Source organism: Vibrio sp. T3Y01, from assembly GCF_013114525.1.
Classification (GTDB): Bacteria; Pseudomonadota; Gammaproteobacteria; order Enterobacterales; family Vibrionaceae; genus Vibrio; species Vibrio chagasii_B.
In genome coordinates this window covers 1-22248 of record NZ_VTXJ01000010.1, presented here as the reverse complement: position 1 = coordinate 22248, position 22248 = coordinate 1, and the positions used below count along the sequence as shown (strand labels likewise).

Here is a 22248-nt window from a genome sequence, read left to right as displayed (position 1 = left end):
ATGTTGCTACCAATGAGACAAATCTTTCAAGAAATGGCAGCAGAAAAACTGCGTTTGGGATTGACCATTCTTGCCGTTGCATGGGCAACCCTATGTATCGCAGCCATGCTGGCGGTGGGCGAGGGCATTCGTCAAGGCGTATTAAGAACCGCGCAAGATGGCAACGGGAACCTGATTTACTTAACCGGGGGCATGGCGACCGTCGATTATGGCGTGTTCCACCAAGGTAAGTTTTTAACCTTAAAAGCCGACGATACCGAGGTAATTAAAGCCCTACCAGAGGTGAAAAGCGTTGCGCCAACCGCCGTTTGGGATGAGCGCATTACAGTCGGTGATCGAGGAATATGGCAAAAACCACTAGCCGTCACGACTGACTTTGCATCTATGACCAACTTAATCCCAATGGATGGCGGACGTTGGCTCAATCCACTTGATCAAAAAGAGATGCGTAAAGTCGTTGTGTTGGGCTATTCACTTGCTGCGGATCTGTTTAACCCTATTGAAGATTTCAGCTGGTTTACCCCTGTGACACTGCAGACCAACCCTGTCGGTGAAAAGGTCAAGATTGGCAGTGAAGAGTTCACCGTAATTGGTGTGTTGAAGAAGAACAGTGCTGAAATCGAACAGGGCGACCAAATCAACTACGCCAGCTTCGTGCCGTTAGCAACGTGGCAACGCTTTCATACTAACGGCGATATCGGAGGCATCAACGTCGAGCCGCAAGCTCATGCTGATCGTGAAAAACTGGCAAAGACCATTCGTCAGGTGATTGCTCGTAAACACGGCGCCAGTGTGAGTGATGAGCAGGTCGTCCAAGTGGAAGACATGTTCCTCAAACAGAAAAGCATGCAGCAGTTCTTGATTGGCTTACAAAGCTTTCTTGGCATCATCGGCTTCGTCACGCTGGCCGTAGCGGGCGTAGGGATTGCGAATGTCATGTACGCGACCGTAAAACGTTCCACCCGAGACATCGGCGTGCGTATGGCAGTTGGTGCCACGCCCACAGCCATTCGTCTTCACTACCTAGTGCAATCACTGATGACCATGATGCTCGGCGGTTTGTTGGGGCTAGGTGTGACTTACACGCTTGTATCGGCTATCAGCGCCATAAACCTAGAAGGCAACACCTTCTATGAACACCTTGGAAAACCGGTCCCTGAGCTGTCTTGGATCGTTGTTGCGATTGTGATTTCTACCTTGGTGTTTATTGGTGTCGCTTCTGCATGGCTGCCTGCAAACCGCGCCGCCAAAGTGAGCCCATTGGAGGCGCTGCAAAGTGAATAACAAAAACTCTGGAGATAAGATGTCGAACACGCCACTGGTTGATTTGACCAACATTTGTAAATACTACTCAAGCGGAGAGGCGGAAGTACGTGCGCTAGACGGTGTCGACTTGACCATCAACCAAGGTGAATTTCTTTCCATTCTTGGTCCGTCTGGCTCAGGTAAATCGACCCTGATGAACATGCTGGGCTGCTTAGATAAACCGACCGATGGTCAATACCAATTGGGTGGTCAAAACGTCGCAAGTTTAAGCCCGAATGAGCTAGCCGGTATTCGTAACCAAAAGATAGGCTTTGTTTTCCAAAGCTTTAACTTACTGGAATACGCGACAGCATTGGATAACGTGGCACTACCATTGGTTTACTCTGGCATCAAAGCCAAAGAACGTCGCCAGCGCGCCGCGAAGCTGCTTGAGCAAGTTGGGCTAGGGGATCGCCTCGACCACAAACCAAACCAGCTTTCTGGTGGTCAAAAGCAGAGAGTGGCAATTGCAAGAGCCCTAGTTAACGATCCGCAAATCATCTTAGCGGATGAACCAACGGGGGCATTGGATTCAAAATCTGGTGCAGAGATAGAGGCTTTGTTTAATCGTCTTCATGCGCAGGGACGAACATTGATTATCGTGACACATGATAATTCGCTTGCTGAACGAACCAAGCGAATCGTGACGATCAAAGACGGAAAGGTATTGTCTGACCGCAAAGGGCAACATTACTCAGCCTAGTGCGTTGATCTTTGACTAGAGGCTGCTCTATTACGTTAACTCTAGACCGCTCTTCGTTAATGGTATTTTGGCTGTGTGCATCTGCTAATGTGAAATAGGTATGGAGGTGCCATAATAGACACAGCTTTATTGAATACTCTGTATCTATTCTACTTACTCTATATACTGGCTGAATAATAACATTTAAATCAGTCAGTTATAGAGGCGTTATCTATGGATAGATCAGAAAGCTTGTTTCAAAAGCAGCGTATAAAACGGTTTAATTTTTCAGTATGGACAGTTCTTACTGGAACGTTACTCGCCCGAACAAGCTACTTTATGGCATGGCCTTTTCTGATCGTCTTTCTCTATGAAGATTACGGTGCGTCTGCGATAGAAGTCGGTACCATGCTAGCGGTATCCGCGGTTGTTGGTGCTGGAACTGGGCTCTACTCGGGTTACCTTTCGGATAAGCTAGGACGTAAATGGGTCATGGTGCTAGGCAGTTGGATTGCCTCGATATCCTACACTGGCATCGCATTAGCGAGTGAAGTGTGGCAGTTCTATGTGTTGATCATGATGACGGGTCTAATGCGCCCAATGATCGAAGCGCCAGCGAAGGCAGTCATAGGCGATAATCTCAAAGACTCCAAAGATCGTGAGTTAGCGCTGAACATTCGTTACTTCTTGCTTAATCTGGGTGGCGCACTTGGTCCATTGATTGGTATCACTTTGGCTCTTTCTCAGCCACAAAACCTGTTCTTTGTTGCTGGTGGTACTTATGTCGTTTACGGTTTCTGGCTGTTGTTAGGAATTGAACGAAAAGGTACTTTTACCAAGCCAGATCCCTCTCAACTGCTTAATTTCGCCGCGACGCTTAATGTGATTCGTAAAGACAATATTTTTGTAAAACTGATGGTCGCTAACTTCATCATGATGTTTGTCTACGCGCAGGTTGAGTCGTCAATTCCTCAAGTCATCGTGCGCTCTTCAATCGCTGATGCCGCTCAACTCATTGCTGGGTTAGTTTTGGTGAATACGCTGACGATTATCGTTTTCCAGTTCCCAATGCTTAAATGGCTTGAGCACGTACCGTTGTTTGTAAGAACTCGAATCGGCATGATTTTGATGGCGATTGCGCAAATTGGTTTTCTTTTTACACCAAATGATTGGCCACTAGGTTGGGGAATTGCTTGTTTTATATTAAGTTTAGGAGAAGTGATTGCTTTCCCAACCCTGAATGTACAAATCGATAGAATGGCACCGCCACATCTGAGAGGCTCTTACTTCGGTGCGGCGGCACTTTACTCTCTTGGCTTTGCTATTGCGCCATTGCTTGGTGGTGTGGTGATAGAGATGTTGAGCGCCTACTGGCTATTTGTGCTCTGTTTCATCCTATGCTTGGCGATGATTTGGTTGTACTGGTTGGCAGAGCATACTGAAGACAGTGTCGAAAGAGAGTCGATGACCCAGACTTAGCGAGATGAGCCTTGGGTGTTAAGCGACTGATAATAACTAAGGCAATGTGAGTTATGGATAAATCGAATTTTGCACAAAAGTTAAAGTATCTGCGTGAAGAGAAAGCTTTATCTCAGGAAGAGTTTGCTGAGCTACTTTCTCATTCTCACCGAGCATTTTCTGGTGTCAATCAGGTGATGGTGAGCCAGTGGGAAAGGGCGAAGACACTGCCCAGTTTTGTTCGTCGTCTGGGTATTGCGAGCTTCTTCCAGGTTGATTATGACTTCTCTGTTGAAGAAATGGTGCAAGTGAAAGCAGCAACCAAGAACGCTGAGCGCCCGTTCAGTGTTGATATTGGTTACGATTACGAGGTGACCAGTGTCGAATCACATAGCCTTTGCTCACTTCCTGTAAAAAGGCTTAAGTCGATTCAAGGAATGCATCAAAAAACTTACGGCAGAGATTTTATCGAAGTCGCGAGTCATTTGGGTGTGAAGAGAGAAGAGATGCAGGTGCTGTGTTTTCTTTATGAGGGCGTCATCATTGGGCATGTGGTTTACGACGGTGTCAGCAAGATGCTGTGCAGCGTTGGTGCCGTGAGTATTGTCATTCGCCGCAAGATCTTTGATTACATGGCCGACAACTTAGCTGATACTGAATTCTGTTTTCCTACTCTTGATCCAGATATGTGCCAGTTTCTTTATGATCTCTATTTAGAGCCATACATGAGCAAGCTTGGCATGCCTTTCTTTAAAGCTGATATTAAAAAAGTGGTGAAAAATCCCTTTTCTCAGAATATCCAAAACAAGCACGATATCTATTTCAAGTACATCCGTTACCATGACCTAAAACAGAAGAAAAAAAGCGTTGAGTTTGTTTTAAGCTAGCCCACTCCTTAGTAGAGCAGAGTCATTACATGACCAGTCTAAGATCCGTCAACGGAAGTGGCTTCGAGTATAGGAAACCCTGACAGCGATCGAAGCCAAGCTGGTGGACACGTTGATGTGTATCTACATCTTCAACGCCTTCGGCTACGGTTTTAATTCCAGACGCCTTACAGTAAGCCAAAGTTTGCTGGATTAGTTCAGAGCGAGAACTGTCTTGGCTATTTACAATCGACTTATCAAATTTCACTTCATCGACATCAAGGTTCATCACTTTATTCATGTCTGAGTAACCCACACCGAAATCATCGATAGAGATTTTAATACCAAGCGCTTTATAGCGTTTAATCTGTTCGCAGAGCTCTTCATCCCATTGATCGGCTTCACTGAGTTCGAACGTTAACTGTTTTGCTTTGAACGAGGTATTCCAAAGTAGTTCACGTACTTTTTCTACGTTGTCTGGGTTCGCTAGTACTTTCTTGCTGATATTAACGGCCAAGTTCAAGTGTGCTGATAGCGACTTCACTTCAGTTAAAGATTGCTCAAGAACACTAAAGAAGATCTCTTCTTCGTAACCTAGCGCGAACGCACGATCAATGAACACACCGGGTGAAAAGACACCTTCTTCGGGAATATTCAGACGAAACAGTGCTTCTACGCCTGTTACTTTCTCTGCACTCGATTCTACTTTTGGTTGATAAAAGCAGGTGTGCCAGTCGTTTTCGAAGGCTTCTTGAATGATGTGGTCGGATAGTGTCATCGGCTTGTTTCTCATCTCATCTTGGGCATCTGTGTAACGGCCGCACATTCTGAGAGAAACAGTAATTCACCACTATATCGTTTTGAGATTAAAAATTGAGATTTGATATGAAAGCGAAATTAGGTCGAATTTTCGGTGAACATGGCGTTAAAAAAGAACAAGATAAGGACGTTAATGTGCCCTGTGTCACTGGGATGAACTATTATTCGTGCCTCAGATTCATTAATGTTTTTCCAACTGGAGGGATAATCGAAAAGGCGATGTTCAACTAGAATATAGAGATTAGTTTTACAGTGTAAATGATCGTTTTAGGATCGTTTATATCCCTACATAATGCGGTGCTCGATGCTGCTGAATAATAACTAGGAAGGAATGAGACAATGTCTTCTGCATTTTACCAACAGATTCAAAATCAAATCGAAGAAGTTAAAGAAGAAGGTCTTTACAAGTCTGAGCGCATTATCACTTCTGCTCAAAAAGCAGCGGTTTCTATCTCGACTGGTGAAGAAGTACTAAACTTCTGTGCAAACAACTACTTAGGTCTTGCGAACCACCCTGAGCTTATCGAAGCTGCAAAAGGTGGTATGGATCAGCACGGTTTTGGTATGGCTTCAGTTCGTTTCATCTGTGGTACTCAAGATTCTCACAAAGAACTAGAGCAAAAGCTGTCTACGTTCTTAGGTAAAGAAGACACAATCCTATACACATCTTGTTTTGATGCTAACGCTGGCCTATTCGAAACGATTCTAGGCAAAGAAGACGCAATCATCTCTGACGCGCTAAACCACGCTTCAATCATCGATGGCGTTCGTCTATGTAAAGCGATGCGCTTCCGTTACGCGAACAACAACATGGAAGAGCTAGAGCAGCAACTTATCGCAGCTAAAGAAGCTGGCGCTCGCCACACGCTAATCGTAACTGACGGCGTATTCTCAATGGACGGCGTAGTAGCTAACCTTCCTGCTATCTGTGACCTTGCAGACAAGTACGATGCACTAGTAATGGTTGATGATTCTCACGCTGTGGGCTTCATGGGTGAAAACGGCGCTGGTACTCACGAGTTCCATAACGTCGTTGACCGCATCGACATCATCACTGGTACGCTAGGTAAAGCAATGGGTGGCGCTTCAGGCGGTTACACGTCTGGTAAGAAAGAAGTGATCGACTGGCTACGTCAGCGTTCTCGTCCATACCTATTCTCTAACTCTGTTGCACCTGCAATCGTATCCGCGTCTATCCGTGTTCTAGATCTTCTAGCTGAGTCTGGTGACCTACGTACTCAACTATGGGAAAACTCTGCTCACTTCCGTACTCGCATGGAAGAAGCGGGCTTCACTATGGGCGGTGCTGATCACGCAATCATCCCAATCATGCTTGGCGATGCAAAAGTAGCGGCTGAATTCGCAGAGCGCGCTCTAGAGAAAGGTATCTACGTTGTAGGTTTCTCTTTCCCTGTAGTACCAAAAGGTCAAGCTCGTATCCGTACGCAAATGTCTGCAGCACACTCTCGTGAGCAACTAGACCGCGCAATCGATGCGTTCATCCAAGTTGGTAAAGACATGGGCATCATCTAATTTTAAAGGGGTGCCACGAGCATCCTTTAATTAGATGGAACACCACCCAGTCGAACATATAGATTTTTGATTCTCGCCTTACAGTTAGGCGAGATGAACTAGGTAAAATTATGAAAATTAAAGCACTTTCTAAACTTAAGCCTGAAGAAGGCATTTGGATGACCGAGGTTGAAAAACCTGAAATGGGTCATAATGATCTTCTTATCCGTATTAAGAAAACCGCAATCTGTGGTACAGACGTACACATCTACAACTGGGATGAGTGGTCACAAAACACAATCCCAGTACCTATGGTTGTAGGTCACGAATACGTAGGTGAAGTTGTTGGTATCGGCCAAGAAGTTCGTGGTTTTGAAATCGGCGATCGCGTATCTGGCGAAGGTCACATCACATGTGGTCACTGTCGTAACTGTCGTGGCGGCCGTACTCACCTTTGTCGTAACACAACAGGTGTTGGTGTTAACCGCACTGGTGCATTCTCTGAATACCTTGTGATCCCTGCGTTCAACGCGTTTAAGATCCCTGCAGAGATTTCAGATGATCTAGCATCAATCTTTGACCCGTTTGGCAACGCAGTGCACACAGCGCTTTCTTTTGACCTAGTAGGTGAAGACGTGCTAATCACTGGTGCTGGCCCAATCGGTATCATGGCTGCTGCGGTTGCTAAGCACGTAGGTGCTCGTCACGTTGTAATTACTGACGTAAACGAATACCGCCTAGACCTTGCTAAGAAAATGGGTGTAACGCGCGCTGTAAACGTGATGGAAGAGAAGCTTGAAGACGTAATGGCTGATCTAGGTATGACAGAAGGCTTCGATGTAGGTCTTGAAATGTCTGGTGTACCATCTGCGTTCAACAGCATGCTGACTAACATGAACCACGGCGGTAAGATCTCTCTACTAGGTATTCCACCATCAGACATGGCAGTAGACTGGAATCAAGTAATCTTTAAAGGCTTGGTTATCAAAGGTATCTACGGTCGTGAGATGTTTGAAACTTGGTACAAGATGGCTTCTTTGATTCAATCTGGCCTAGATCTAACACCAATTATCACTCACCACTTCAAGGTTGATGACTTCCAAAAAGGCTTTGACGCTATGCGTAGCGGACTTTCAGGCAAGGTTATCCTTGATTGGGAATAGTCTAAATTAGGCTGTCATTAGAAAAAGGCGACAGGTTAAATTGTCGCCTTTTTTACGTCTAAAATCGCTAAATAACGCTCGATTACAGTGGCTGTCGCCATTTTGTCGCCATTAATTTTCTAAAGGGTTGAGCTGAACTGCCTGCATCAAATGCTCGGGAGCAAAATGAGAATACGCCATTGTCTGCTCAATTTTTGTGTGACCTAGAATCCGCTGTAACACCAAAATATCCCCTTTATTCATCATAAAATGCGAAGCAAATGTATGCCGTAGAACATGCGTTGCTTGCCCACTTGGAACATGATCAGGTAAAGCCCTTTTAATGTAGCGCCAGGCATCTTTATAAGTAGTGTCAAAAATCTTATGGTCGCTCACTGCGATATCTAAGATCTCATGATACAAAGCAGATGAGATGGGCACACTTCGATTTCTCTTACCTTTTGTCTCGGTGTAAGTTAGCTTGAATTCAGCTACTTGTGAACGGGTAAGAGTGAGAGCTTCACTTATACGAGCACCGGTGGCTAAGCAAATCTTAGAGATTACAATGAGCTGTGGAATCGAGACTGTAATTACGCGGTTGAAATTCTTCAGGTTAAATAGGAACTCTTCAATTTGTGGCTTGGTTAGATATGCCAGGTTCTTTTCACTGGTTCTGATAGGCTCGATTGCTTCAACTGGGTTGGGGTATTTCCACTGATTGTACTTAATCAGCTTCTTGAACATACCTTTTAGATAAATCAGTTCAAGGTTATGTGTGGTCGGGGATATCTCTTTAGATTTGTTTTTGCCACGATAGGGGATTCGAGCTGCCCGATACGCTAGGTAGTCTCGTTCTTTAAACTGGCAGGCAATTGGGTTACCCAACTCTTCAATTGTTTTGGCTATTAGATCCCGAGCTTGCTTACCTGATTTCAACGTATGACCGTGTATGCTCCACCAAGTGTCTAACAGCTCGCTCATTCTACGGTGATCCGGTTTAATACCCATCCAGGGCTTATCGTCGATCTCCTTCATTGTGTGAAGCTCAAAGGCTTTGGCTTCGCCTTTAGTCGCAAATTTCTTACGAACACGCTTCCCCGTTCGCCCGTTTGGGTAACATTCGCAGATCCAAGGTTTGGTAGAACCATCTTTTAAATTGCGGACAGACATAATAAAGCCTAATATAACTGTATATAAAAACAGTATAATTAAGCTGGAATGTAGAACAATGTTTTATTTAGGACAAAAAGCACAAGCTGGGCACCTATCTCAAAATGCTAAGAAAGTTAATAGGTTTTTGCCATGTATCAATCAATTCATGTGACTTCTGGATACAGTCACTTCAAGATTAACAGCAATGGTCCAATTGGGGTAAGCAAGAAGAACCAAGGGATGATTGATGCGCTTTTGAAGCTAGGTAATCGTTTTACTGCGCCATTTGGTGGGTTTATAGAGGCAAAGAATGTGATCGGTTTGAAATGGGTGAAGCTGGTTGATATTAAATATCTGTGCACCGATGAGGAAGCCGAAACTATCGAGTACGTCATACAAAAAGACCACTATGTAGTAGGGACGTACCAAGACCGGAAGTTGTATGTTTTATTGTTTGGTGGAGAGCCAAAGCACCATCAGATTAGAGGTTTTGAACAAGACGGGAAGAACAATGTGTTCGGGTTGTTTTAATGTTAGACGTTCAACCAGCGCATTCTTGCCCCATTATTGTTTTCACAAGGATGGTTGCTATCTTGGGTTCGGTGACATTATCCCTAATAAAACTAATCCCAATGGTATCGAAAGTGATTGAGTCGTTTTGGAACTACGCTGCAAAAGTTGTGGTGTACCGACCACATGACCTAGATTTATCTCTAATCCTTTCTGCTCCTCTCTATTCGGCTTTAATCAAGTTTACTTCACTGAGCGAATATGTGACTATTTGACAAAATCCTCAAGCTCATAACGTTAGGTACCTTTTGTGACTTCAGACCGTTGGTTATCTGTTGAAGAAATTGCCGAATATCTTGGCGTAAGCAAAGATACCGTGTACTCATGGATCAGTAAAAAGGAAATGCCAGCGCATAGAATTGGTCGGCCTTGGAAGTTTAAAGCTGATGAGGTGGATCAGTGGGTTAGGTCTGGTGGTGCATCAGATAACAGCAAGGAAGAAAAATAGTATGGCCTTAAACGAAGCGGATACTTGCCGAGTCTATGTGACGCCAAAACTTAAAGAGTCAGGTTGGGAAAGCAATCCTAGCGCCATAACTGAACAGTACACATTTACCGATGGTCGTGTTCAGTTTAAGGGCAGCAAAGTTCAGCGTGGCGAGCAAAAGCGAGCTGATTATTTACTTAAGTACACTCGCGATTTTCCCATTGCCGTTGTTGAGGCTAAACCTGAAAAAAGCCCTGTAGGTCAAGGGATGCAACAGGCAAAAGATTACGCAGAAATATTAGGGTTAAAGTTTGCTTATTCAACCAATGGTCATGAGATCCTAGAGTTTGATTACACCACTGGTGAAGAGCAGTTATTGTCGCGCTTTCCAACCCCTGAAGAGTTATTCACTCGGCTTTGTGGTGATGAAGGTTTAAAGGATGAAGACCTTGATACCTTACTGTCTCCTTACCACCATGTCTCGGGTTACTCACCGCGTTACTACCAACAAATTGCCATAAACCGCGCAGTCCAGTCGGTACTTCAAGGTAAAAAGCGCTCATTAATTACGATGGCAACGGGTACGGGTAAGACAGTTGTCGCTTTTCAAATTAGTTGGAAGCTGTGGAGTGCTCGCTGGAACCGCACGGGAGACTATAGAAAGCCTCGCATTCTATTTCTGGCAGATAGAAATGTGTTGGTAGATGATCCAAAGGATAAAACATTTACCCCGTTTGGTGATGCAAGGCATAAAATTGAAGGTGGTAAAGCCGTTAAAAGTCGTGAGATTTATTTTGCGATTTATCAATCCATTGCTAGTGATGAGCGCCGTCCAGGCTTGTATAAAGAATTTCCGCAAGACTTTTTTGATCTAATCATCATCGATGAGTGTCATAGAGGCAGTGCCCGCGACAACAGTAACTGGCGTGAAATTCTAGAGTATTTTGAGCCAGCCTTCCAAATCGGTATGACGGCGACTCCGCTGCGCGAAGATAACCGCGATACTTACCGTTATTTTGGCAACCCAATCTATACCTACAGTTTGCGCCAAGGTATTGATGACGGATTTCTTGCTCCATACCGCGTACACCGAGTCATTTCGGAAGTTGATGCGGCAGGCTGGCGACCAAGCAAAGGCGATGTAGATCGCTTTGGACGAGAAATCCCTGATGGAGAATACCAAACTAAGGACTTCGAGCGAGTTATTGCGTTAAAGGCACGAACAGATGCGTTTGCTAAGCACCTGACAGACTTTATGAAGCGAACCGATCGCTTTGCAAAAACGATCGTGTTTTGTGTCGATCAAGAGCACGCCGACGAAATGCGTCGGGCGCTTAATAATTTGAATTCTGACCTTACACGCAAGCATCCTGATTACGTAGCACGAGTGACATCAGAAGAAGGGAAAATTGGCAAAGGGCACCTCAGTCGTTTTCAAGAGCTGGAAACCAGTACCCCAGTGATACTGACCACTTCACAGTTATTAACAACGGGGGTAGATGCGCCAACCTGTAAAAATGTTGTGCTTGCGCGTGTTGTTAACTCAATGAGTGAGTTCAAGCAAATTGTCGGTCGTGGTACCCGCTTACGCGAAGATTACGGAAAGCTTTGGTTCAACATCATTGATTATACCGGCTCCGCTACACAAAACTTCGCTGATCCTGACTTTGACGGTTACCCAGAAATTGAAGATGAAGTGGTGATTGATGAAGATGGTGAAGAAGTGGTTGATGACACTTTAACACCAGATAGTGAAGAGTTAGAGGTTGCTGAAGAGGCGGGTGAACACGAAGTGAACACTGAAGCTGAAGGCGCTGATGATGAAGAAGAGCACGAACCGAGAAAATACTACGTAGACGGTGGGAGCGTTAAAATTACGTCTCATTTGGTTTATGAGCTAGACGAAGACGGTAAACAGCTTCGTGTCATCCAATATACCGACTACACCGCAGAAAAGGTAAAAACCCTCTTTTCCTCATTGGACGAACTAAAAGATAGCTGGGCTAATCCGTTAAAGAGAGAAGAGATCATTCTCGAACTACAAGAACGAGGGATCCAGTTTGATGATTTGGTTGCAGAGTCAGGCAAAACCGATGCTGATCCATTGGATTTACTTTGCCATATAGCATTTAACGTACCGCTGCGAACCAGAAAAGAGCGCGCTAACTACTTGAAGAAAAACAAACCTGATTTTTTTGATCAGTACGGTCCAGAGGCCCGTGCGATATTAACGTCTTTACTGGACAAATACACCGACCACGGCCCTAAGCAATTCAGTATTCCTGATTCGCTACAGGTACCACCCATTTCTGAATATGGCAATGTGATGGAAATAGCCCGCCTTTTTGGCGGTGCATTGCAAATGAAAACAGCCGTGGACCAATTACAAACGCTGCTCTATAGCCAGCAATAACAGAAGTAACGATACGATTTATGGCACGAACAAAGAAAGCAGATCAGCCGATGACCACCGCCCAGCAACTAGGCGCGATTGTTAAATCATCTCGGCAAATCATGCGTAAAGACAAAGGCTTAAATGGCGATCTCGATCGCCTACCAATGCTCACTTGGATCATGTTTTTGAAGTTTCTCGACGACTTAGAACAAATGCGAGAAACCGAAGCAGTGCTAGAAGGAAAAGGCTTTCAGCCAGCCATCGAAGCGCCATACCGCTGGCGAGATTGGGCTGCAATTGAGGGTGGTATCACTGGTGATGAGTTAATTGCCTTTATTAACAATGATGAAGCAATGCGACCAGATGGTACACGTGGTATTGGTTTGTTTGCCTATTTGCGCAGCCTGCAAGGTGACAACGGTGGTGATCGCCGAGATGTCATTGCGACCGTGTTTAAAGGCATGCAAAACCGCATGATCAACGGGTATTTGTTACGTGATGTTGTCGACAAAATAAACGGCATTCATTTCAACTCATCTGAAGAGATGCATACCTTAAGCCGCTTATACGAAACCATGTTGCGTGAAATGCGCGATGCTGCTGGTGACTCCGGCGAGTTCTACACCCCGCGTCCGGTGGTCCGCTTTATGGTTGAGGTGATGGACCCGCAACTAGGTGAGTCAGCACTGGACCCAGCCTGTGGCACGGGGGGCTTTTTGGTTGAAGCGTTCGAACACCTTGAACGGCAGTGTAAAACAGTTGAAGACCGTGAAGTATTGCAAGAAAGCAGTATCTTTGGCGGTGAGGCCAAATCGTTGCCTTACCTTTTGGTACAAATGAACCTGTTGCTGCATGGTTTGGAATACCCAAGAATTGACCCTGAAAATAGCCTCCGTTTTCCACTACGAGAGATGGGTGACAAAGATCGTGTGGATGTGATCTTAACCAATCCACCTTTTGGTGGTGAGGAAGAAAAAGGCATTCTTGGTAACTTCCCAGAAGACATGCAAACCGCCGAAACCGCAATGCTGTTCCTTCAGTTGATCATGCGTAAACTCAAGCGCCCTGGTCATGGTTCAGACAATGGCGGCCGTGCCGCGGTTGTTGTACCAAATGGTACGCTCTTTAGTGATGGTATCAGCGCACGTATAAAAGAAGAGCTGTTAAAGAACTTTAATCTGCATACCATTGTTCGTTTGCCGGAAGGCGTCTTTGCACCTTATACCGATATTGCAGGCAACTTACTCTTCTTCGATCGTTCTGGCCCAACTGACGATATTTGGTATTACCAAATATCGACACCAGAAGGCAGAAAAAAATACACCAAGACTAAACCAATGGAGTACTTCGAGTTCGAAGACTGCCTACAATGGTGGGCTAGCCGTGTGGAAAACACCCAAGCTTGGTCAGTGAAAGCAAAAGACGTTATCGAATATGACGCCAGCGGTAAGTTGGTTTCAGTTAACTTAGATATCAAGAACCCAAATAGTCTTGAGGCGATGGAATATAAAGACCCTCAAGAATTGTTAGCAAGTATGGCAAAAAAAGAGCGAAAAATTACTGATCTAATTGGTGAAATTAGTGATTTACTAGCACAAGGACCCAAACTATGAGCACTTGGCCCTTTGAGACATTAGGTTCAGTGCTCGATAAATCAGAAAACTGGATCGAAGTTCAGCCTGAAAAAGAGTATAGCGAGGTCACAGTTAGGCTTTGGGGTAAAGGCGTGAACTTGCGAGGAACCAAAATTGGTAATGAAATAGGGTCGTCTCGTCGACTTTCTGTTTCAGAAGGGCAATTCATTATTTCTCGTATTGATGCGAGACATGGTGCGTGTGGACTAATTCCAAAAAACCTTGATGGTGCAGTGGTTACAAATGATTTTCCTGTCTATACGCCCAAAGAGAATAAGATTTTACCTAGATATCTTGAACTGATTAGTAAAACCCACTTTTTTATTGATGCGTGTAAAAGGGCGAGTGAAGGAACGACAAATCGAGTGCGTCTTAAAGAACCACGGTTCTTTGATATTGAAATCCCCCTACCTGACATAGCGGTCCAAAAGGTAGTCGTTGATAAAGTTGACTACGCACTGGACAAGCTTGAAGAGATAAAGCTTCTTAGATCATCATTGTTAGATGATGCGCAAGCTATGCTGAACAGTGCCTTCCATAAATTAATTGAAGGGGCTGCTTACAAGCCAATGTCAGAAGTTGCGCCAATAGTAAAACGGAAAGTTGAAATTACATTTGAAGACGAATATCCAGAACTAGGAACAAGATCTTTTGGTAAAGGCGTTTTCCATAAACCGACGCTTAAAGGTGCAGACCTACCTGAGTGGCAAAAATTTTATCGAATTGAAAATGATGATTTAATCTTTAATGTTCGAAAATCTTGGGAAGGCTCAATAGGCGTCGCCAGTATTCAAGATCATGGACGAGTTGCTTCTCATAATAGTTATTTAACATGTGTGCCTATTAAAGGTTTAGTTACTAGTAAATTCCTCTGTTTTTACTTTTTATCACGTGAAGGACTAATGCAAATCGACAGTGGATCTCGCGGAAGCGCTGATAGGAACAGAGTGATATCAATGGCGAGGCTAAATAAATTCACTGTCCCCGTGCCAGACTATGCTAAACAGCTTTGGTTTAATCAATTGCAAAGCTATGTTGATAAAATTAAACAAGCTCAATCAGAAAATGAAACTGAGCTACAGGCCCTGATGTCTTCAATTTTAGATAAAGCCTTTAAGGGAGAATTGGTTTAATTACTACGCCTGCTCCGGCGCTTGTTTATGATGCTGGTACCCAGCCTGTAATTGCTCATGATTTGTCTTATCAGGACGAGCAAGTGAGCGAGATGTTAGCTGGCCCAGTAAACGATTCTGAACTACTTGAATGTTTTACTTTTTAGCGAAGTAAAAACGCCTGAAGAGAAAAAGTACTGCCACAGGGCATGTTATGGGCGGCTTGCTTAATATTTCAAGTAAGCTTTCCCATACTTTTAGTTATTAATGATTTGCTAATATTCGATTTTTCGAAACTAATAATTGTCCAGAGGCTTTATAGACCGGAAGTTTTACTCGTGGCACTTTTCTCAAAAAGTGCCAGCTAACACAGATCTGCCCCAAAACTTGTTAGAGCAAATACTCATTCACATCGAATTAATGTGATTTTAGATTAGTTTACCTAATCATTAGATCTGACTCAGGCTTGCTCATAGTGTGGACTTTTATGTCCACAATTCTGGCAGCAATTCAATCACTTTACTTTTTGATATAGAGTGTAAGCTGTTGTTTTAATTCGTCATACAACTGTTCCTGTACTTTTTCTAACTTATATTGATTACGATCGAGGCACAACCTAAGTTTTCCAAGGACCGGCAAACCATCCAACTTACTAATAGTATCCGGGTGACTGAAAGAAGAGCGAACCGTAACTCCTAAGCCGGCATCAACAGCGCTCCATAAGTTACTCAGACTTCGGCCAACAAAGGTAATTTTCCATGGAATCCCCTCGCGATCTAATGCTGCTATGGCTTGTTGTCTGATAATGCAAGAACCATCAAGCATGACTAGTGGTACAGGTTTAGAAATATTAATGGATTCTTTAAGATATTTATTTGCCGGCCCATACCAGTACAGTGGTAATTCTGCCAGAAGTTCACTATATGGCGCCGATTTTTCACCTCTCCATCCCAATGAAAAGTCTAACTCACCAGATTGAATGCCATCCATCAACTCCTGATGGCGCCCAACAATGGATTGCAATTGTAAATTTGGATGTGAGCGAGAGAATACACCTAGCAACTGAGGCAATAGTACGTCACTAAAATCTTCTTGTAGGCCAAAAACCACTTTCCCCGTCAATGAATTTTCCACTAACTGGTTTAGAGCTTCGTCATTTAACTGAAGCATGCGACGGGCATAAGCCAGAATAATTTCACCTGCTTCAGTCGGCTCTAGATGGCGGCCGATTTTGGTCACTAATGACGTGTTGCACTGCTGTTCGAGCTTTTTTAACTGGGCACTGGCCGCAGAGGGTGAACGATTAAGTCGTTCAGCTGCAGCTGCAAAGCTTCCTAACTCAATTCCTAAGACAAAACATCGTAAGGCATCTAAATCCAGACTCCGCATGTTCAACTATCCTGAAAATCAAAACTGTATATCAAAATAGTTTTGATTTTTCATATTAAAAAATCAACTTATTCTTTTCCAGTAGACGAAAAAACAGGGGAAATATATGGATACAAAAGAACAATACTTAATGAAACTGTTTGCTGAAATTGCTCCACAATTTCATAAAGTTACGGAAGATATCTTATTTGGACAGATATGGCGTGATGAGAGTCTGAGCACTCGTGATAGAAGTCTGATAACCATCACCGCATTAGTGGTCTTAAATCGTGTGGAACAACTACCGGGTCATTTAGCTCGGGCATTAAGTAACGGACTGACAGTAAAAGAACTGAGCGCAACAATGACTCATCTTGCTTTTTATGCCGGTTGGCCTGTAACGGCTTCTGCACTTGAGCGGTTAGATGAGATGGACCACGAGGGGAATGACTAATGCCAATGACACGAATTTCTATAGGTAATGAGTTATTTGAAAACTATAAGCATCAAATATCACATATTCTCCAGCAATGTTTAGAAGCTTATTTTGCAGTACCGAATGGAGACTGTTTTCAAATATTCGACATTCATGCCCCACAGCAAAAGGTTTTTAATTCGAATTATCCAAATCTGGCTCAAAGTCGTAGTGAATCTGGAATTTTGTTTCACATATTCGCTGGAAAATCACGTGACCATGAACAAAAGCGAGCCTTGTACAAAGCGTTGTGTGAGCAACTTCAGGCCCAAACCCCCATTCGTAAAGAAGATATTATGATCATTGTTCAATTCAATGGCCCAGAAGACTGGTCTTTTTCCTCTGGTCAGTCATGGAAAGATGAAATGGAGATAATACAATGATAGCAATGCAATATAAAATCGTTCTCCCATCTGATTATCCTATGGAAAAAATAGAAGCTCGTATCAAAGAAAAAGGTCACTTATTAGATGGGTTCCCAGGGTTAATTTTTAAAGCCTATCTTTATTCGCGTAAAGATGCGAAAAGTTATGAAAATCAGATGAATAGCTACGCCCCGTTTTATGTTTGGAGAGATCATCACGCAATGGTCTTATTTCTCCAAAGTGATGGATTCAAAGCTCTTTGCGAACAATTCGGTCGCCCAAAGGTTGATATTTGGTTCGTTGACGACGAGCCAAACGTTCCTGATTCGCACCATTCTCTTGCGTGTATTCATAATAAAGTCAGCCAACATACAGATGTACACGGCTTAGATTATATCTCGTGGGAAACGCTCGGTTTAACGTGGTTGAGTAGCTCAGAAGGTATTGATGATAGTAGCGGTGAAGTTTACTCTGTGGGGTATGTTGCTCATGGTCAAAATGATATTGAGTAATGAGATGCATTAGGTTTACTAACATAATTAAGTGTGTTCTGACCTAAGCCAAAACACACTTTTGTCCAGAAACGTTTTAGAACGCTTTTGACAGTATACGACTAGAATTTCGGGACCAAAGAAAAAGGCTGCCAAATGGCAGCCTTTTTTAGTTTGCAAGCAAAGGTGTTAACGTCCACCCCCCGATAAGATTGGGTGATAATAACCTAGTTAGATGTTAGCAATACCGTTAACCAGATTGACTGCGAGTGAGCTCAAAGAATGAGTTCTGCCGCTAGCACTTCTCCATTGTTAATGCGACTCGCCCTACAACTCTCACTTCATCTTCCTCGACGGTTAATGTCGAGCCGTTAAAGCTGATCGCTAGTTTTTTACCTGGTAGGCGCTGAATCTCATTAAGTGAGAGTAGGCCGTCCATATCCACTAGGTATGTACCGCTTACTGCCTGGCGAGATTCCTTATTTACGAGGAATGTATTCTTGCCATCTTTAATTGCCATCACGTTGATGACATCAAGTTCAATCAGGAAAGCTCTATCTAAAGTTAAAGTTCCTTGGTTCACTAACTTGCCATCTTCAATACGAAAGCAATCAGCATCAAAAATCTTTTTTGTTTCGTTTTTCTTTGAGAAATGAGTGTACTCAGCTGAGCTCACATACGGTTCACCTTCACCTAGTGTAAGCCACTTAATTGAGATTCCTGTTTCCAAATGCAATCGAATGACGATTTCGTATGGAACTAAGTTTCTATGCCTCCAAGTACCAACGGTTGATTTAGGTAAACCAAATGCATCGGCCAGTGCCTGATTAGAGTTGGTATTTGTGGCCAACATCAACCTTTCGATAACTTCTTTACCACCAACATACTCTGGCGGACGAATTGGGAATTGACATTTTTCCATATGCGATCAATAATTCCAAATGAAATCGGGCGTTCTGCAACTCTTTGACCCGAATAAATACAACTTATAACTGAATAGGATAGCACTATGCTCTCATATCAAGTAGTCCTAAATACGCCTTTCATGACGTACGACCAATACTCTCAATTCTCCGGTATGACAAAACGTACCATCACTGATTGGGTTAAAGACGGTCGCTTACCCATTAAAAAGAAAGACAATCCTAAAGATACTCCTTTGATCAATATGGTCATGCTCTTAGAAATGGCAACTCGTGAAACGATGGAGAGAATGGGTTAGTCGCTCATGCGTTTATCTTCCTTTATTTCGACCAAAGAGTGTTGCCCGTTGGGGGGCAATGTTCTTGGTTGGGCTTCTTTTTTCACTTTTCTTCAATTGAGTATTGGTTATGAATGGAATTGACTCAATAGGCGAATTTTCTCGCACAAAACAAGGAGCCTTTAATGAGGCGTGTTGCGTGTTCGCTAGATCAGAGAATATGGCTAGGCTGGCAGAGGTCATAGGGATGAGTCCGACCATGCTGCGGAATAAGCTTAATCCTGAGCAGCCTCATGTCCTGAGTTGTGTTGAAGCCATCATTCTCGCCAAAGTGAGCGGTAATCACACCATTGTAAACAGTTTACTTCTTGGGCTGGATGTGGTCACCGCTTATATACCACCCAAAACCATGGATGATGCCTTTGTTTTGTGCGCACTAGAGAGCTCGACCCACTCGGGTGAGTTGTCTCGGATGGCTTTGGAGTATGCGGGAAATCAGCGTCTTACTCGCGCTCAAAAACATAAGATTATTCATTCCGCCCACGCAAGTATCGGTGTTCAGGTAAAACTCCTCAGGAGCTTAGAAAAACTGAATCAAGGTGTTTGTCTGCTTAAAGCCATGGATGAAGGGGGGAGGCGCTAATGGTTTATCTGCCTCAAACATCAATTCGGAGAAATGATGTCTGTTACTCCGAGCGATAAGTCATGTCCTGAATCGTTTGGTCATGGATTGACGGAGGAAGATAAGCGTAGAGGCCTTAGGTATATCAGGCACATTCGACGCGAGTTATGCGCTCGTCAACTTTCTTCGTTATGGGTTGAGCAGGCGAGGTTAATGAACCAATTAAGGCGTTCGAATCATGTGTTTGAACAAGTACGACTGCGAATTCGTTTATTCAGCCTTAAAAAGCGAATACAAAGAATCAGACAACGTTGGCTTTAACGCGTTTCCTCTTCCAGAGGCGCGTTATTGGTTTCTCCGAAGGGGAGCGTTTTTAGCCGAGGTCAACTTTATGAATCATCATGTTTTTGCGGTCATTCAAACCAGTCTTGAAGTGGTCTCCGATTTAGTATTAAAAGGTAAAGAAGGGGGGCGTGATGCAGTCAATTGTCATCCGACAAGGTGCGCGACAAAAAATGACACCCGTGGCGACTCTGAAAGCTCGAAAGGAGTGGCTTTGACTGGCGCGCGAACCTTATCAGAAGGAGTCAAGAGTCCTGACTCAATAACGGCGTTCAACGCCCAAGACAATCTCTTTTACTTTGCTTTTTCTTTAGGTGAGAGTGAGCAAGGTGCCCCGAGGGGGAGGCGATGACGGCTCATCCTGAATACGCTGCGTCTTCATCTATGTCGTGTTTGAGTCGGCTACTTGAAGAAGCGCCTTATTTGTCGAGGTGCAGTGACAATAAAACCGCGATGCTCAACAGGCCTCGAAACTATGCGGTCAGATGGCCGTATATGCAGGTTAATCGTAAAGAGATGCTGGCGTGGATGGTGTTTGACATCGATCACGACCATCGCTCTGTCCCCAACCCCTATATTTGGCAAGATGAAGGCTTGCCACCCCCTAATCTAATCGTTCGAAATCGCACCAGCAATAAAGCCCACCTTTTTTACGCTATTGTGCCGGTTTGCACGAGCGATCAAGCTCGCTCTAAACCCATTCAGTATCTTAAAGCCATTTATCGCGCCTTAGCCTTGCGACTTGAGGCGGACTTGAGTTATTCCGGCCCAGTAGCCAAAACGCCCTTTCATCCGTGGTGGCAGACGACCGAACTCCATCGGAGTGTCTATGAACTCAACGAGTTAGCGGATTCAGTTGAGTTGGAGACAACAAGGCCATGGCTTCGTCAAGATATTGATGCCTCTTACTCTCGAAACTGTACTTTGTTTGAACACACTCGCCGATACGCGTATGACATCGTCGACGAAGAAAGGGAAAAGGGCAGTTATTCTAACTTTAAACGCCGTGTGGAGAGTTTCGCTCATTACAAAAATACCGACACTGCGGATAAGCCGCCTTTGCAGTGCAGTGAGGTGTTGGCTCTAGTGAAAAGTGTTTCTCGTTGGACTTGGGATAAATACTGTGCTCGCTCAGACTGCCAGCGAGGTGTGATGGGATTGGATAGTGGATTAAGTTTACAGGAAAGGCAGCGTAGAGCGGCCAGAAGAACCCATAACATTCGTCGGACGAAGACCACTCGTCGAATTATCCGCGCATGTCAGGTTCTGTTACGCAAAAATCAGGAGCTCACGATTGGTTTGGTGGCACGTAATGCGAACCTGTGTCGCCAGACCGTCAGTCGTTATGTCTATCTGTTTAAATGGATCAAGTCTGCTTTATCCGAAAGTAGGCGAAATGAGCCAGAGTATTGTGGTAATTATGCTGTTCATCAGATATCTGCCCCTGTAACGTTAAATTGGGTAGAGTATGAGGTAGGGGACAAGAAGGCGGTACTTGAGTCAGCTTTTCCTTGAGTCGAATAATAATGAGTAAAATATCGAGCCAATATGAGAGCTCTTGGTAAATTCAAGGAGGAAATGTTTGAGGAGGGTTGAGTCTATATGCCTCTCATTCATGTGATTAATGTCTCATTTCGTATAAATATGGACTCACTCGTCTTAGTTTGCTGTATATTTATACAGTTAATTAAGGGGGGAGTTATGGCTTTAAAAGATACAGAAACACTGTCAACAGGAATTGAATTCATTGTTGAAGCTGTGGCGGTGAAGACGAATGGCCAAGATCATTCAGCCTTAGGCTTATATTTGATCAGCTTACTGCTCGAAGATCAAAAGATTGACCTTGATTGTGATGATAAAAGGAAAAGGGTGGGAATACTGTTTGATAAATCGCGTACAACACGTCTTGATCTGGGCTGGAAGAGCCCTACATTTTAGATCTGGTTGCGTTAGCGAATTGGGTGAACTTGATAGTGATAGTTATTTAACTCTTCACTTGCTTGGCATAATTCAAATGTGAAATAAGGGTGGGTTGTTAAGCATTCAGTGAACCTGTCTAATTCATTCGTATGTATAAACAGTGAAATGGGGGCAATCTGACGGTTTTCATTATCGAAGCAGTTATCAATATGTGCTCTGTCGATATAAACAACGTCTATTTCCTGTTTAGGGGTCTCTTCAATAAGTTTTGTTTCTAATCCGCTCCTCTCAAAGCGTTCTAACAAGGCATAAAGCTTATCAACGTCGTTTTGACTTTCTATCGCTGAATATTGAGATAAAACGCTTTCTAAGTGTTTTTCGATTGAGCCA

At 43.9% G+C, this 22248-nt stretch carries 24 protein-coding genes; 19 read left to right on the top strand and 5 right to left on the bottom strand.

Features of this window, described 5'->3' with window-relative positions; genetic code table 11:
* The 4 genes from F0232_RS12645 to F0232_RS12630 all read left to right on the top strand — a co-directional run bounded on the left by F0232_RS12645 (window position 1) and on the right by F0232_RS12630 (window position 4332).
* Window positions 1–1284, top strand: coding sequence for an ABC transporter permease (locus tag F0232_RS12645; protein ID WP_105058026.1), 1284 nt, complete (start codon window positions 1–3; stop codon window positions 1282–1284).
* Between the two features lie 19 nt (window positions 1285–1303).
* The gene (locus F0232_RS12640; protein WP_171731835.1) at window positions 1304–2008 is read left to right on the top strand and encodes an ABC transporter ATP-binding protein; all 705 of its coding nucleotides are present in this window, start codon (window positions 1304–1306) and stop codon (window positions 2006–2008) included.
* A gap of 213 nt (window positions 2009–2221) precedes the next feature.
* Window positions 2222–3466: an MFS transporter gene (locus tag F0232_RS12635; protein ID WP_105058028.1), complete on the top strand. Its 1245-nt coding sequence runs from the start codon at window positions 2222–2224 to the stop codon at window positions 3464–3466.
* A gap of 53 nt (window positions 3467–3519) precedes the next feature.
* Entirely contained in the window at window positions 3520–4332 is an 813-nt protein-coding gene (locus F0232_RS12630; protein ID WP_105058029.1) for a helix-turn-helix transcriptional regulator, read from the top strand.
* Between the two features lie 25 nt (window positions 4333–4357).
* Here F0232_RS12630 and F0232_RS12625 read toward each other — a convergent pair whose 3' ends face one another.
* Window positions 4358–5089, bottom strand: a complete 732-nt coding sequence (locus F0232_RS12625) for an EAL domain-containing protein (protein WP_105058834.1) — start codon at window positions 5087–5089, stop codon at window positions 4358–4360.
* 380 nt (window positions 5090–5469) lie between these two features.
* Between F0232_RS12625 and F0232_RS12620 the strand changes: the two genes are divergently transcribed.
* Together F0232_RS12620 and tdh are read left to right on the top strand one after the other, a co-directional pair.
* Window positions 5470–6663, top strand: coding sequence for a glycine C-acetyltransferase (locus F0232_RS12620; RefSeq protein WP_061031178.1), 1194 nt, complete (start codon window positions 5470–5472; stop codon window positions 6661–6663).
* A 110-nt stretch (window positions 6664–6773) separates the two neighbouring features.
* Window positions 6774–7805 carry an L-threonine 3-dehydrogenase gene (tdh, locus tag F0232_RS12615; protein ID WP_004742453.1) on the top strand — a complete coding sequence of 344 codons (1032 nt, stop codon included), beginning with the start codon at window positions 6774–6776 and terminating at the stop codon, window positions 7803–7805.
* 111 nt (window positions 7806–7916) lie between these two features.
* Here tdh and F0232_RS12610 read toward each other — a convergent pair whose 3' ends face one another.
* Window positions 7917–8954 (bottom strand): tyrosine-type recombinase/integrase, encoded by a 1038-nt coding sequence (locus F0232_RS12610; protein ID WP_171750832.1) that lies wholly within the window; start codon window positions 8952–8954, stop codon window positions 7917–7919.
* Between the two features lie 132 nt (window positions 8955–9086).
* Here F0232_RS12610 and F0232_RS12605 point away from each other — a divergent pair, with 132 nt between their 5' ends.
* The 5 genes from F0232_RS12605 to F0232_RS12585 all read left to right on the top strand — a co-directional run bounded on the left by F0232_RS12605 (window position 9087) and on the right by F0232_RS12585 (window position 15095).
* The gene (locus F0232_RS12605; protein ID WP_171750831.1) at window positions 9087–9467 is read left to right on the top strand and encodes a hypothetical protein; all 381 of its coding nucleotides are present in this window, start codon (window positions 9087–9089) and stop codon (window positions 9465–9467) included.
* 289 nt (window positions 9468–9756) lie between these two features.
* Window positions 9757–9954, top strand: a complete 198-nt coding sequence (locus F0232_RS12600; protein WP_078558835.1) for a helix-turn-helix domain-containing protein — start codon at window positions 9757–9759, stop codon at window positions 9952–9954.
* A 1-nt stretch (window position 9955) separates the two neighbouring features.
* Window positions 9956–12346 (top strand): EcoAI/FtnUII family type I restriction enzme subunit R, encoded by a 2391-nt coding sequence (gene hsdR / locus F0232_RS12595; protein ID WP_171750830.1) that lies wholly within the window; start codon window positions 9956–9958, stop codon window positions 12344–12346.
* A 20-nt stretch (window positions 12347–12366) separates the two neighbouring features.
* Window positions 12367–13941, top strand: a complete 1575-nt coding sequence (locus F0232_RS12590; protein ID WP_216608272.1) for an N-6 DNA methylase — start codon at window positions 12367–12369, stop codon at window positions 13939–13941.
* Window positions 13938–15095 (top strand): restriction endonuclease subunit S, encoded by a 1158-nt coding sequence (locus tag F0232_RS12585; protein ID WP_171750829.1) that lies wholly within the window; start codon window positions 13938–13940, stop codon window positions 15093–15095. Before F0232_RS12590 ends, F0232_RS12585 begins: the two co-directional genes overlap by 4 nt.
* A gap of 498 nt (window positions 15096–15593) precedes the next feature.
* On the opposite strand, the gene F0232_RS12580 is transcribed toward F0232_RS12585, so the two are convergent.
* Window positions 15594–16463 (bottom strand): LysR substrate-binding domain-containing protein, encoded by an 870-nt coding sequence (locus F0232_RS12580; protein ID WP_103414466.1) that lies wholly within the window; start codon window positions 16461–16463, stop codon window positions 15594–15596.
* Between the two features lie 106 nt (window positions 16464–16569).
* Here F0232_RS12580 and F0232_RS12575 point away from each other — a divergent pair, with 106 nt between their 5' ends.
* Genes F0232_RS12575 through F0232_RS12565 form a run of 3 tightly spaced genes read left to right on the top strand, consistent with a single transcriptional unit; the run spans window position 16570 to window position 17794 of the window.
* Window positions 16570–16896, top strand: a complete 327-nt coding sequence (locus F0232_RS12575; protein ID WP_103414465.1) for a carboxymuconolactone decarboxylase family protein — start codon at window positions 16570–16572, stop codon at window positions 16894–16896.
* Complete coding sequence (locus F0232_RS12570) at window positions 16896–17300, top strand: tautomerase family protein (RefSeq protein ID WP_004739426.1); 405 nt, start codon at window positions 16896–16898, stop codon at window positions 17298–17300. The genes F0232_RS12575 and F0232_RS12570 overlap by 1 nt, the downstream gene beginning before the upstream one ends.
* Entirely contained in the window at window positions 17297–17794 is a 498-nt protein-coding gene (locus tag F0232_RS12565) for a DUF4865 family protein (RefSeq protein ID WP_132970182.1), read from the top strand. The genes F0232_RS12570 and F0232_RS12565 overlap by 4 nt, the downstream gene beginning before the upstream one ends.
* 274 nt (window positions 17795–18068) lie before the next feature.
* Here the strand turns inward: F0232_RS12565 and F0232_RS12560 are convergent, their stop codons facing one another.
* Complete coding sequence (locus tag F0232_RS12560; RefSeq protein ID WP_171750828.1) at window positions 18069–18695, bottom strand: phage repressor protein CI; 627 nt, start codon at window positions 18693–18695, stop codon at window positions 18069–18071.
* 87 nt (window positions 18696–18782) lie between these two features.
* Here F0232_RS12560 and F0232_RS12555 point away from each other — a divergent pair, with 87 nt between their 5' ends.
* The 5 genes from F0232_RS12555 (at window position 18783) to F0232_RS12535 (ending at window position 21876) form a co-directional block, all read left to right on the top strand.
* Window positions 18783–18995 (top strand): hypothetical protein, encoded by a 213-nt coding sequence (locus tag F0232_RS12555; RefSeq protein ID WP_171750827.1) that lies wholly within the window; start codon window positions 18783–18785, stop codon window positions 18993–18995.
* A gap of 109 nt (window positions 18996–19104) precedes the next feature.
* The gene (locus F0232_RS12550) at window positions 19105–19617 is read left to right on the top strand and encodes a phage regulatory CII family protein (RefSeq protein WP_171750826.1); all 513 of its coding nucleotides are present in this window, start codon (window positions 19105–19107) and stop codon (window positions 19615–19617) included.
* Between the two features lie 217 nt (window positions 19618–19834).
* Window positions 19835–20290: a hypothetical protein gene (locus tag F0232_RS12545; protein WP_253821953.1), complete on the top strand. Its 456-nt coding sequence runs from the start codon at window positions 19835–19837 to the stop codon at window positions 20288–20290.
* Entirely contained in the window at window positions 20287–21453 is a 1167-nt protein-coding gene (locus F0232_RS12540; RefSeq protein ID WP_171750825.1) for a replication initiation protein, read from the top strand. The genes F0232_RS12545 and F0232_RS12540 overlap by 4 nt, the downstream gene beginning before the upstream one ends.
* A 186-nt stretch (window positions 21454–21639) precedes the next feature.
* On the top strand, window positions 21640–21876 hold the full coding sequence (locus F0232_RS12535) for a hypothetical protein (RefSeq protein WP_171750824.1): 237 nt from the start codon (window positions 21640–21642) through the stop codon (window positions 21874–21876).
* 11 nt (window positions 21877–21887) lie between these two features.
* Here the strand turns inward: F0232_RS12535 and F0232_RS12530 are convergent.
* Window positions 21888–22248: DUF2913 family protein (locus F0232_RS12530; protein WP_171750823.1), on the bottom strand; the 361-nt coding region annotated here is incomplete at its 5' end.

Coding starts and splice junctions, on each gene's coding strand:
- F0232_RS12645 (WP_105058026.1), top strand. CDS start 1: ATGTTGCTACCAATGAGACAAATCTTTCAAGAAATGGCAGCAGAAAAA.
- F0232_RS12640 (WP_171731835.1), top strand. CDS start 1,304: ATGTCGAACACGCCACTGGTTGATTTGACCAACATTTGTAAATACTAC.
- F0232_RS12635 (WP_105058028.1), top strand. CDS start 2,222: ATGGATAGATCAGAAAGCTTGTTTCAAAAGCAGCGTATAAAACGGTTT.
- F0232_RS12630 (WP_105058029.1), top strand. CDS start 3,520: ATGGATAAATCGAATTTTGCACAAAAGTTAAAGTATCTGCGTGAAGAG.
- F0232_RS12625 (WP_105058834.1), bottom strand. CDS start 5,089: ATGACACTATCCGACCACATCATTCAAGAAGCCTTCGAAAACGACTGG.
- F0232_RS12620 (WP_061031178.1), top strand. CDS start 5,470: ATGTCTTCTGCATTTTACCAACAGATTCAAAATCAAATCGAAGAAGTT.
- tdh (WP_004742453.1), top strand. CDS start 6,774: ATGAAAATTAAAGCACTTTCTAAACTTAAGCCTGAAGAAGGCATTTGG.
- F0232_RS12610 (WP_171750832.1), bottom strand. CDS start 8,954: ATGTCTGTCCGCAATTTAAAAGATGGTTCTACCAAACCTTGGATCTGC.
- F0232_RS12605 (WP_171750831.1), top strand. CDS start 9,087: ATGTATCAATCAATTCATGTGACTTCTGGATACAGTCACTTCAAGATT.
- hsdR (WP_171750830.1), top strand. CDS start 9,956: ATGGCCTTAAACGAAGCGGATACTTGCCGAGTCTATGTGACGCCAAAA.
- F0232_RS12590 (WP_216608272.1), top strand. CDS start 12,367: ATGGCACGAACAAAGAAAGCAGATCAGCCGATGACCACCGCCCAGCAA.
- F0232_RS12585 (WP_171750829.1), top strand. CDS start 13,938: ATGAGCACTTGGCCCTTTGAGACATTAGGTTCAGTGCTCGATAAATCA.
- F0232_RS12580 (WP_103414466.1), bottom strand. CDS start 16,463: ATGCGGAGTCTGGATTTAGATGCCTTACGATGTTTTGTCTTAGGAATT.
- F0232_RS12575 (WP_103414465.1), top strand. CDS start 16,570: ATGGATACAAAAGAACAATACTTAATGAAACTGTTTGCTGAAATTGCT.
- F0232_RS12570 (WP_004739426.1), top strand. CDS start 16,896: ATGCCAATGACACGAATTTCTATAGGTAATGAGTTATTTGAAAACTAT.
- F0232_RS12565 (WP_132970182.1), top strand. CDS start 17,297: ATGATAGCAATGCAATATAAAATCGTTCTCCCATCTGATTATCCTATG.
- F0232_RS12560 (WP_171750828.1), bottom strand. CDS start 18,695: ATGGAAAAATGTCAATTCCCAATTCGTCCGCCAGAGTATGTTGGTGGT.
- F0232_RS12555 (WP_171750827.1), top strand. CDS start 18,783: ATGCTCTCATATCAAGTAGTCCTAAATACGCCTTTCATGACGTACGAC.
- F0232_RS12550 (WP_171750826.1), top strand. CDS start 19,105: ATGAATGGAATTGACTCAATAGGCGAATTTTCTCGCACAAAACAAGGA.
- F0232_RS12545 (WP_253821953.1), top strand. CDS start 19,835: ATGTGTTTGAACAAGTACGACTGCGAATTCGTTTATTCAGCCTTAAAA.
- F0232_RS12540 (WP_171750825.1), top strand. CDS start 20,287: ATGACGGCTCATCCTGAATACGCTGCGTCTTCATCTATGTCGTGTTTG.
- F0232_RS12535 (WP_171750824.1), top strand. CDS start 21,640: ATGGCTTTAAAAGATACAGAAACACTGTCAACAGGAATTGAATTCATT.